The 11,011-nt window shown below is 58.6% G+C and carries 10 protein-coding genes; 7 read left to right on the top strand and 3 right to left on the bottom strand.

The window, feature by feature from the left end; all coding sequences use genetic code 11:
- The 3 genes from AC2FNC_RS18585 to AC2FNC_RS18575 form a co-directional block, all read right to left on the bottom strand.
- A partial coding sequence (locus tag AC2FNC_RS18585) for a CocE/NonD family hydrolase (protein WP_496716213.1) occupies positions 1-1,986 on the bottom strand: 1,986 nt, incomplete at its 3' end.
- 73 nt (positions 1,987-2,059) lie between these two features.
- Entirely contained in the window at positions 2,060-4,099 is a 2,040-nt protein-coding gene (locus AC2FNC_RS18580) for an oxidoreductase (RefSeq protein WP_480477509.1), read from the bottom strand.
- Between the two features lie 279 nt (positions 4,100-4,378).
- Positions 4,379-5,305, bottom strand: a complete 927-nt coding sequence (locus tag AC2FNC_RS18575; RefSeq protein WP_480496059.1) for a LysR family transcriptional regulator — start codon at positions 5,303-5,305, stop codon at positions 4,379-4,381.
- A gap of 157 nt (positions 5,306-5,462) precedes the next feature.
- On the opposite strand from AC2FNC_RS18575, the gene AC2FNC_RS18570 reads away from it, so the two are divergent.
- The 7 genes from AC2FNC_RS18570 to AC2FNC_RS18540 form a co-directional block, all read left to right on the top strand.
- Positions 5,463-6,479, top strand: coding sequence for a TRAP transporter substrate-binding protein (locus AC2FNC_RS18570; RefSeq protein WP_496716211.1), 1,017 nt, complete (start codon positions 5,463-5,465; stop codon positions 6,477-6,479).
- A gap of 67 nt (positions 6,480-6,546) precedes the next feature.
- Positions 6,547-7,083 carry a TRAP transporter small permease gene (locus tag AC2FNC_RS18565; protein WP_480496055.1) on the top strand — a complete coding sequence of 179 codons (537 nt, stop codon included), beginning with the start codon at positions 6,547-6,549 and terminating at the stop codon, positions 7,081-7,083.
- Between the two features lie 17 nt (positions 7,084-7,100).
- A complete protein-coding gene (locus AC2FNC_RS18560) occupies positions 7,101-8,441 on the top strand; it encodes a TRAP transporter large permease (RefSeq protein WP_480496053.1) in 1,341 nt (446 codons plus the stop codon).
- Between the two features lie 17 nt (positions 8,442-8,458).
- The gene (locus AC2FNC_RS18555) at positions 8,459-8,953 is read left to right on the top strand and encodes a universal stress protein (RefSeq protein WP_480496051.1); all 495 of its coding nucleotides are present in this window, start codon (positions 8,459-8,461) and stop codon (positions 8,951-8,953) included.
- 26 nt (positions 8,954-8,979) lie between these two features.
- A complete protein-coding gene (locus AC2FNC_RS18550; RefSeq protein ID WP_480625450.1) occupies positions 8,980-9,366 on the top strand; it encodes a nuclear transport factor 2 family protein in 387 nt (128 codons plus the stop codon).
- Positions 9,367-9,403: 37 nt separating this feature from the next.
- A complete protein-coding gene (locus AC2FNC_RS18545; RefSeq protein ID WP_496716210.1) occupies positions 9,404-10,807 on the top strand; it encodes an NAD(P)/FAD-dependent oxidoreductase in 1,404 nt (467 codons plus the stop codon).
- A 42-nt stretch (positions 10,808-10,849) separates the two neighbouring features.
- Positions 10,850-11,011 (top strand): thiamine pyrophosphate-binding protein (locus tag AC2FNC_RS18540; protein ID WP_496716214.1); only part of this gene is annotated, 162 nt, incomplete at its 3' end.

Here is an 11,011-nt window from a genome sequence, read left to right as displayed (position 1 = left end):
TTCTTCCTCAAAGATCAGGTCGTCACCCGACCACGCCTTTAGGCGAGCGGTCAGGTGAAATTCGGTCGCAGTCGCCCTTTGTTCGGAACAGGTCCAGATCTTGGCGGACCACCCCTCGCGGTCGAAACCGGCGGTTTGCTCCATTGTGGCTACTGCCGACAACGGATCATCCGGCTGGATGGTATAGCGTCGATCCGACATATCGCTCAGCACCGTGCCGATATCGTCGAGGCGAATATCGCCCACCGGCCCAAAGACACCCCCGTCAAGGAAATACCTGTGTGTCACCTCGCCATTGGTCAGATCGGTGTGGACCGAACGCTCCATCGAACCGGAGCGAACGTTCGTCTTCCGCGGGGCGACGTCGGGACCCCGAGGTTCGGGCAAGGGGCGTGGGGCTGGCGCGTCATCATGCTGGCTGCGCACGGGCAGGATCAGCCGCGATGTGCCGGGTTGGATCGTCAGCGTAACCGGCTCGGGCGCTGGCCACAGGACCGGCCAATAGGCGGACGCGATTTGCAGAACGATGCGATGACCCGCCAACACCCGATAACCGGTTCCATAAAGCGGGACAGTCACGTGCATGTCTTCGCCGGGTGTGATCGGTGTCGGTTCAGTGTCGCTGATCCGGTGGGTCAGATTGCAGAACCCGCGTGCAATCAATGTCTGCGCGCCATCCGGGGCCTCATCCACCAGCAAGGCCGCAACAAAACCCTGCGCCCGATCGGCAGAAACTGTCAGGTCTACCGAGGGCTGGCCCAGAATATCGATCGGCTCTCCAAGTGGCTCTGCTTTGAATTGCAGCGCCCCTGCGGCTTCGATCCGGCAATCTGCCGCCATATCTCCGGGTATTGCAAAGGAACACATGTCGCCCGCTGCGGCCCCGAAATTCTGCGGCGAACAAACCGACATCTCCCCGCCCGACCCGGCGGAGGCGTCCAGCGTTCCGTCATTTAGCCACAAGGGCTGGTCCTTGACATGTGGCGATGGCCAGCTTGGCTCCTCGATCCACTGCCCGTCGCGGTGCACATGTGTTCCGGACGGGGCGGCACTGTCCTGCAGGAAAAACCGCAAGGGCGGCTCGTCCATCAGGCCCGTGTCGATCCCCTTCAGCCAATGGTCCCAGAACCGGATCACCTCGCCGACGAAATCGACCCGGGGCCCCGGCACCCCTTCTTGCGGGTACAGATGCGCCCAGGGGCCCATCAGGATCTTGACCGGCCCGCTCAGGTGTTCCGCGATGCGGAAAGGAGTGTCGCGATACAGGTCCATCCATCCGCCAAAGAAATACACCGGCACATCGACATCCGCGTAGTTTTCGCAGATCGAACCGCGCCGCCATATGTCGTCATGGGTCTGATGTTCCAGCCACATGGCGGGCCAGAATTCAGCCCCCTCCAACCGTGCGCGCCACATGTCGATCCAGCGATCTTTGCCCACAATCTCGGGGTCGGGCGGCATGGCATTGTACAGCTGCATGATCGAGCCCCACCAGAAATTGTCATTGGCCAGACAGCCGCCGTAAAAGTGAATATCCTCGCGCCAGCGGTCATCCGTTCCCATCACCGGCGCAATCGCCTTCAGCGCAGGCGGGCGGGTAGCGGCCACTTGAAAGGCGTTATACGCCCCCCAGCTTTTGCCAAACATTCCGACATTTCCGTCGCACCAGTCCTGATCGGCAATCCACTGGATGATGTCGTGCCCGTCCTGAATCTCCTGATGCGAATACTCATCCTCGGGGATCCCGTCGCTGTCGCCATAGCCGCGGATGTCCACCCGGATCGACGCATAGCCTGCAGCGGCGAAATGCGGATGCATGCTTTCATCCCGCATGCGGGTGCGATCCCGGCGGCGATAGGGGATGTATTCCAAAACACAGGGAACGGGCGTTGCTCGGGCCGAGCCGGGCAGCCAAAGCCGTGCCGCAAGTTTTGCGCCGTCCGGCATGGGAATCCAAACGGTTTCGATGACCTCTGTGTTGCTCATGTCCGGTCCTTTGACTGACTGTCAGGTGAAAAGCTGTTTGTGGCGTGCTTGGCCGGGGGGTTTTTCAATGGCCTCACCATCGAAGCCCCAAGCGCAGCGCATCATAAATGGCGGCATGCGTGTTGCGTGATGAAATGGCATCGCCGATCCGGTACAGATCAAACCCCGCCTCTGGGACCGATTGCGGAAACACGGGGCCGGACCCGCCGACCAGCGCTTCATAATCCACGGCGCCCAAGTTTCGCGACAGCGGTTTCAGATCGAAGTACAGATCATCCAGCGGCAAAACACCCTGATTGACAACCACCTGATCATACAGGCGCTTTTCTATCAGGTCTGAGTAATCCGTACCAATGGCTGCCTCCAGCTGATTGCCTGATCGCACCAATGATTTCAGCGTCCGGGCGACTGTGAACTCGGCACCGGTCTTTTGCAGGGCGCGCATGTAGGGCACCAGGTTCATCCCCATGATTTCGGGGGCAAAACTGCGGTCTCGGGTCATGATTTCTACCCGCCCCCCCGCTTGCGCGATAGCCTCAGCCGCCATCAGGGCCGGGTGATCCCCTGCATCGTCATAGATAAGGACATTGTCGCCGGGGCGCACATCACCGGTCAGGATATCCCAGGCAGTAACCGCCAGATCGTTACCCGCCTCCAGAACCGTCACCTCGGGCAATCCGCCGGTTGCGATCACCACCATGTCCGGCGCAAGCGCAGTTACAGCATCGGCGTCCGCAAAGGTGTTGAAACAAAATGTCACGTCGCGTGCGGCGCATTGGGCCATGCGCCAGTCGATGATCCCGATCATCTCGGCCCGGCGCGGGGACTGCGCGGTCAGCCGCACCTGACCGCCGGGTGCGGGGGCGGCCTCAATAACGGTGACGTCATGCCCGCGCTCGGCCGCGACCCGCGCCGCCTCAAGCCCGCCGGGGCCTGCGCCCACAATCACCGCGCGGCGGCGCGTTTCAGCGGCGGGGATCAGATGCGGCATCGACAATTCGCGCCCGGTGGCCGGGTTGTGGACACACAGCGCCTCACCCGCCTGATAAATGCGGTCAAGACAGTAAGTGGCACCGACACAGGGCCGGATGTCCTCTTCCCGTCCAGCCCGGATTTTGGCAACGATCATCGGATCTGCCATATGCGCGCGGGTCATGCCGACCATGTCCAGCAGGCCCGAGGCCACCGCATGCCGCGCCGTCGCCACATCGGGAATGCGCGCGGCGTGAAAGGTCGGCATCCCAACCTCGGCCCGAACCCGCCCGGCAAAATCCAGATGGGGTGCGCTTTTCATGCCCTGAACCGGGATCACGTCCGTCATGGCCGGGTCGGTATGAATACGCCCGCGAATGATGTTCAGGAAATCGACCTGACCGCTGTCGCGCAGCCTTCGGGCAATCTCCAGCCCTTCCGCTTCGGTTATGCCGCCCTTTTCCACCTCATCGGCGGTGTAACGGACCCCTATGATGAAATCGCTCCCGACGCGGTCGCGGATTGCGTCCAGAACCATGAAACCAAAGCGCATCCGGTTGTCCAGATTGCCTCCAAAGGGCGCCTCCATCCGATTGGTCATCGGCGACCAGAACTGATCGATCAGATGACCGTAGGCCTGCAATTCAATTCCATCCAGCCCGGCGGCCTGCATCCGTTCGGCGGCATCGGCGTAATCGGTCACGATCCGCGCGATGTCGAAATCTTCCATCTTCTTGGCAAAGGCCCGGTGCGCTGGTTCCCGGTCGTGCGACGGCGACAGGGACGGCAGCCAGTCACCCTTGTTCCAGCCCGTGCGCCGCCCCAAATGGGTCAGCTGGATCATCACCGCACAGCCATGGGCATGGCAGGCATCCGTCAGCTCCGCCATCCAGCGGACCACCTCGTCCTTGTATGCCAGGATATTGTTGAACGCAGGCGGGCTGTCGCGGCTGACAACGGCCGACCCCGCCGTCATGGTCATCGCAACCCCCGCTTTGGCCCGCACCTCGTGATAGGCACGATAGCGTTCCGTCGGCATCCCACCTTCGGGATAGGCGGGTTCATGACTGGTTGTCATGATCCGGTTTTTCAGCGTCAGGTGCTTTAGCTGATAAGGTTGCAGCAAGGCATCGCGGCTCATGATTGCGCCTCGTGATCAGTTTGATTGCGCAAGGCGGCAACAGGGTCGGATGACATGCAGCTCTCCGGTTATCTGGGGGCAAGAGGTGATGGTCTTCGCCGATTGAAATCAAACTGGAATTGCCAAGTCAAATTTGTTTTCAATCAGACGTTTTCGACCAATTTTCCCCGTGCCTTTCGCCCTAGTGGACACGACAAGCGCGGCCGTGCGCCCCCGGCTGGCGCATGTCTTCGGTTAATAAACGGGGTGCCCTCGCGCAAACAGGCGACGAGGCCGGGCTCAGGGCACTTCGGAATGGACGCTCAGCAGGGTTTCCAGAAACAGTTTGGCCGCGCGTGTCGGATCCGGCTGTTTCCGCGTCACCGCCGCAAAGCGCGTTCTGTATTTGATTTCCTGCGGCATCACCTGCCTCATAAGCCCCTTATCAACAAATTCCTGCGCCAGATGGTCCGGAAGAAAGCCCAGATAGCTGCCCGACAGAATAAGTATTGCAAGGGCTTGTTCGTTCTGCACTTTGGCGGCGCGCCGAAACCCCAGTTGCTGGCCGTAGATCAGGTTGGGCGAGTTCACGTTCAGACCCGCATAGTTGAACGCCTGAATGTCCCGCAAGCTCAGCGTGTCAGCGGACTGGCTGAACAACGGATTGGCCTGCCCGCAATACAGAAACATGTTTTCCCCATAAAGCGGCGCATAATGCAGGCTTGCCGAGGGGCGGTGCAGGGCGATGATCCCGACATCCAGCTGCCCGCTGATAACCATGGTCTCAATGACGTTAGGCGGTTCAATCGACAACTCGATCTGGATGGCAGGGGCGGCTTCGTTGAAGCTGTGAATGGCGCGCGCAAGGCGCGCTTCGGGGTTCGTGGTGCATTGATCGAACAGCGCCACGCGGATACTTCCTGCCAGTTGCTGCTTGATCTCGTTGACTTCGGTTCTGAACTGCGAAACCGAAATCAGCAGGTCTTCTGTCGCGGCCAGCACTTTCTCGCCGTCTTCAGTCAGGGAAAAACCCGCCGGGCCACGGTTGCACAGCTTCAGATCCAGCCGAAGTTCCAGATCCGATATGTGTTTCGAGATTGTTGATTTCCCGATGTTGAGCTCAATTTCTGCTGCCGAAAACCCTCCGCTTTCCGCAACGGTTTTGAAAACCCGAAGAAGGCGAATGTCCGTGTCCCCGATGCGGGTGGCCAGTGGGTTCTGTCTCATATTATAAGTTCGACATTTGTGAAACCTTTCGCGCAAATATTAACAACGACGAAACCATGTTGGCAAGATAGCCTCTTGTGGCCGAGGCAGAATCGGACTGGCCACCTTCTCCCCAGGCCATCGCGCACCTCGAAACACGACAAATGGGAGGACATCCATGTCATTTATCAAAAAGCTTGGCACCATCAGCGCCGCCGTTTCCGTTGCTGCACTGATGGTTGCAGGCACGGCTGATGCGAAGAACTTCAAGATCGCGGTGGGCGATAGCGCAGGAAGCGCACAGGAAGCTCTGGGCATCGCCTTCGTCAAGGCGCTGGAAGAGAAATCGGGCGGTGCCCACACCGCCACGCTGTTCCTGAACGGTCAGCTGGGGTCCGAACAGGACACCGTGAACGAGGCGGCGATCGGCACGCTGGATATGTCGCTGCTGGCGATCAATAACATCACGCCGTTCTCGCCCTCGGTCGGTGTTTTCACGCTGCCTTACGTGATCCTCAGCCTGGAAGATGCCGAAAAGCTGACTCAGGGCCCAATCGGTCAGGAACTGGTCGAAAACACCATCCGTGATGCCGGCGTGCGCATCATCGGCTGGACCTATACCGGTTTCCGTCGCTTGACCAACTCGAAAAAGCCGGTCAAATCGGTTGCCGACCTTCAGGATCTGGTCATCCGCGTTCCCAAGAACGAGATCATGATCGAAACCTACAAGGCATGGGGCATCAACCCGACGCCAATGGCCTGGTCGGAAACCTTCACCGGACTGCAAACCAAGGTGGTCGACGGGCAGGACAACCCTTACCTGACCATCAACGCGATGAAGTTCTACGAGGTTCAGGACCACGTCACCAACCTGCGTTACATCTTCTCGATCGAACCGCTGATCGTTTCAGAAGCGGTCTTCCAGGACCTGTCCGCAGAAGATCAGGCAATTATCCTTGAAGCGGGACAGGAAGCCACCCTGGCTTCCGCACAGTTCCTGCGGAATTCCGAAGCCGCCATCAAGGAAGAGCTGACCGCCAAAGGTATGGAGATCATCGATCCCGAAAACGACGAAGCCGAGTTCATCGAACTGGCGACAGGTGCCGTATGGCCCCAGTTCTACGACTCCATCGGTGGCGTCGAAAAACTGAACACCGTTCTGGAAGCCATTGGCCGCGAGCCGGTGCAGCAATAATCGCCGCAGAGCGATACCGGGAAGAGCGCCACGGCGCTCTTCTCATCTCAGGGAGGAGTGAAACCACATGTTCTGGAAATTTCTGGACAACATAGAAAGTGTCATCTGCCGGATACTCTTATCCGGCTTTGTCTGCCTTTTATTCGTGCAGATCATCGCGCGCGAAGTCTTCGGCTTTTCGGTCAGCTGGATCGAAGAACTCTCGGTCTACATGTTCGTATGGTTCGTCTATTTCGGCGCAAGTTACGCCGCCTTGAAAGGGGCGCATAACCGCGTGACATTCCAGTTCAAGTTCCTGCCTGAGGGGGCGATCAAGTACATCGAAGCCTTCGCCGATCTCTTCTGGCTCTTCTTCAATGTCTACTTCCTCTATCTGGCGACAGATTTTGTCTTCAACAAGATGAACAAGTTCTGGAAATCCCAGACCCTGGGTGTCGAGATGAAGTATATCTACATGGTGCTGCCCATCGCGTTTGCGCTGATGACCGTCCGCATCATTCAGGTGAATTACCTACGCCTTGTCAAAGGCGAGGACATTCACGATCCCGATCAGATCGACCTCGACGAAATCAAAGCTGCGACCGAAGCAGCAAAGAAATCCTAAGGGCAGGGGGTTAAATCATGGAATCCGAAATCGTCACGGTCCTGTTTGGATCATTTCTGTTCTTGCTGCTCATTGGCGCGCCGATCACGGTGGCGCTGGGTGTCGCGTCGCTGATCTCGTTTCTCTATCTAGGCGATAACCCGATCAAATTCGTGCAGATCGCCTTTACATCCGTGGGCTCGTTCCCGCTGATGGCACTGCCAGCCTTTATCCTCGCCGGGGCCTTGATGGAGGCTGCCGGTATCTCAAAACGCCTGATCAACGTTGCCGAAAGTCTGGCCGGTCCTTTCACCGGTGGTATTTCGGCCGCAACGGTCATGGCCTGTCTGTTCTTTGGTGCAATTTCGGGCTCGGGCCCGGCAACAACCGCGGCTGTTGGGATGCTGATGATCCCGGCAATGATCGACCGCGGCTATGAGCGCGGCTATGCCTCGGCGATCACTGCGTCCTCTGGCGGCCTCGGGATTATCATTCCTCCCTCCATCCCGATGGTGATCTTCGGCATTGCCGCGCTCGGTATGGCCCCGCCGCCCGAAGCGGTCGAGAAATTCGGCACCTTCCAGTCGGTTTCGATTTCGAAATTGTTCATTGCCGGGTTCGTACCCGCCTTCCTGATCGCCACTAGCCTTCTGATCCTGAACTACTTCATGTCGAAAAAGCGCGGCTACAAAGGCGTCGCCGAAGGCTGGTCGATCCGCCATGTGGGCTGCGAAATGTATCGCGGGTTCTGGTCTTTGATGGCGCCGCTGGTGATCTTGGGCGGTATCTATACCGGCTTCTTCACCCCGACCGAGGCTGCAATCGTCGCGATCTTCTATACCCTGTTCGTGGGGGTGGTCATCTATCGCGAACTGACCTGGCAGTCGCTGTTCCAGTCGCTTGAAGCCACCACATGGCTGACCGGTCGCGTCCTGCTGATCCTGTTCACCGCTACGGTGTTCGGACGTCTTTTGGTGGAAAACCAGATCCCGGCGATCATCGCAGATTCGATGCTCAGCTTCACCGACAACCTCTATGTAATCTGGGCGCTGATCATCTTCTTCCTGCTGTTCGTCGGCATGTTCATGGAAACACTGGCCACCATCCTGATCCTTGTTCCGGTAATGCTGCCGGTGGCGTATTCGGTTGGTATCGATCCGATCCACTTTGGCGTGGTGATGGTCTGTACGCTGGGCATCGGGTTCCAGACCCCGCCGCTGGGCGAGAACCTGTTCATCGCATCGGGTATCTCGAACATCTCGATCGAACAGATCTCGTTGCGCGCGCTGCCTTTTGCGGCGGCAAACACGGTGGCGATCTTCATTATCGCCTTCTTCCCTGAACTGTCGCTGTGGCTTCCACGGCTGTTTGGCTACTGATCTGAAAGGATGACGACATGAAACAGATGGTCTCCAACATCCTGTTTGCCACCGACCTGTCCGAAAACTCGGGTCACGCCATGCGCCATGCCGCAAGCATCGCGCAGGCCACCGGGGCGGAGATTCACGTGTTGCACGTGAATGAACCCCTGTCGGACGACGCCAAGATCACGATGGAAATCTTCATCATGAACGAAGAGACCCGCAAGACCGCCATTGAGCGTCGTCACGAGATGGTGCGCAAGGTTCTGGCCGAACGGCAAGCCAAGTTCTGGGCGCAGTTCGACGGCGACGACGGGAAAATTCGCGATCAGGTCACCTCGGTCGAGGTGACTGATGGCCATCCGGCAGAAGTGATCCTGCGCCGCTCGGTCGAACTGGGTTGTGATCTGATCGTGCTGGGCGCGCATGATCACGGCTTTTCGCATACCTTCCTGGGCACGGTCGCAAAACGCGTTTTGCGGCGCTCCAGGATCCCGACACTGATCGTTCCGAACCCGGACGAAATGTAACAACCCCACTGACAAGGAAGTACAAAATGAACAAAACCCTGACCACGCAGGACCTGGCGGATACGTTTGACGCGTTTAACCGCCACGACATCGACGGCGTGATGACCCACTTCGCCGACGACTGCGTGTTCTACACCGTGGCCGGTGACGAGAAATACGGCAACAAGGTTGAAGGTGCCGAAGCCATCGCCGCCGCGTTTTCGGGCGTCTGGGCAGGCATGAAAGACGCCCATTGGGACCATCACAGCCACTTTGTCCACGGTGATCGTGCTGTATCCGAGTGGACCTTCACGGGAACCGACGCAAACGGAATGCGGATCGAAGCCGAAGGTGCGGATCTGTTCACCGTTCGTGACGGTAAAATCATTGTAAAACAGGCGCTTCGCAAAGCGCGCCCAATGTTCAAAGCCTGATCCGCCGCCCTGCGCGCAGCCTCGGAGAAAAACAAGAATGGTGGATAACAGCATCCCGCGTCACTGGCCTAAGGCCAGTTATGACCCCAAATATGACCCGATCATTGATGCGGGTCCGGGTCACAATCGCGACCACGCGCCCACGTATTGGATTGGAACGGCCGGAACACCTCCGGCCGATGATGGACCTGTGTCCAGCGATATGGATGCGGATGTGGTGGTGATCGGATCGGGGTATACCGGTCTGTCGACCGCCATTCATCTTGCCAAGGAACACGGCATTCAAGCTGTTGTTTTAGAAGCAAATACCGTCTCATGGGGCTGCTCCACCCGCAATGGCGGGCAGGCCCAGATCTCATCCGGGCGGCTCAAGCGGTCGCAATGGATCGAACGGTGGGGAACGGACGTGGCCAAGCGCATGCATGCCGAGGTCACAGAAGCGTTTCAGCTGTTCAACGATCTGATTGCGTCGGATGATATCGATTGCGACCCGCAGCCAGGCGGCCACTACTACATCGCGCATCGCGACAAGGTCATGCCGTCCCTCAAGAAAGAGAGCAAGCTGCTCAACGATGTGTTCGGCTACGGCTCGCGCATCCTCTCTCGGGAAGAGCTGCATGAAAAGCACGTGCGCGATATGGAGGCCGCAGGTGCCATGTGGGAACCTGACGGGACCTGCATCCATGCGGGTAAACTGGCGTTCGGCTACGTCAACATGGCGCGTCGTCTGGGGGTGAAAATTCACACCGGCAGCCCGGTCATGGGATGGCAGACGAAGAACGGCGTGCATCACCTGCGCACACCGGGCGGCATCGTCCGCGCCAAAACGGTGGCCTTGGCAACCGCGGGCTATACCCCACCGGGTCTGAACACGCGCACAAAGCACCGCCTGATGCCTATCCTGTCCAACTCGATGGTGACACGGCCCCTAACCCAGGCCGAACTGGATGAGTGTGGCATTCAGACCAAATCGCCCCTGACGGACACGCGCACCCTGCGCCATTATTATCGTTTATTGCCTGACAACCGGATGCAGATCGGCAGCCGCAGCGCGGTAACAGGACGAGACGCCGAGAACGAAAAACATTTGGAGCTTCTGAAAAAGGGCCTCGCCCGAAAGTTTCCGGTGCTGACGGATATCAACCTCGATTACTCGTGGTGGGGCTGGGTCGATGTCAGCCACGATATGATGCCGCGTATCTTTCAACCGGACCCGCAACAGCGCGTGTTCTACGCGATGGGATATGGTGGCAACGGCGTGATGTACTCGGCTCAGGCCGGGCGTCGTATGGCACAGCTGATCGCGGGCAAGAAAGACAAGGCCTTTGCCCTGCCGATCTTCACGTCCCCGCTTCCGAGTCACGGCATCCTGACACCCTTCCGCCGTCTGGGTCAGCGCATGGCGTATGTCGGCTATTACCTAAGAGACGAAATACTGTAATTTACCAACGCTTTAGCGTTCTGAAGATAAGGAAACACCCCTATGAAGATGACGACGGAAGAGGCCTTTGTTAAGGTTTTGCAGATGCATGGAATTGAGCATGCGTTTGGGATCATTGGCTCGGCGATGATGCCGATTTCGGACCTGTTTCCGAAGGCTGGGATCATGTTCTGGGACTGTGCGCATGAGGGCAGCGCGGGGATG

It is taken from the genome of Ruegeria sp. BHSA123, from assembly GCF_059613425.1.
This window is presented reverse-complemented; position numbering and strand designations above follow the sequence as displayed.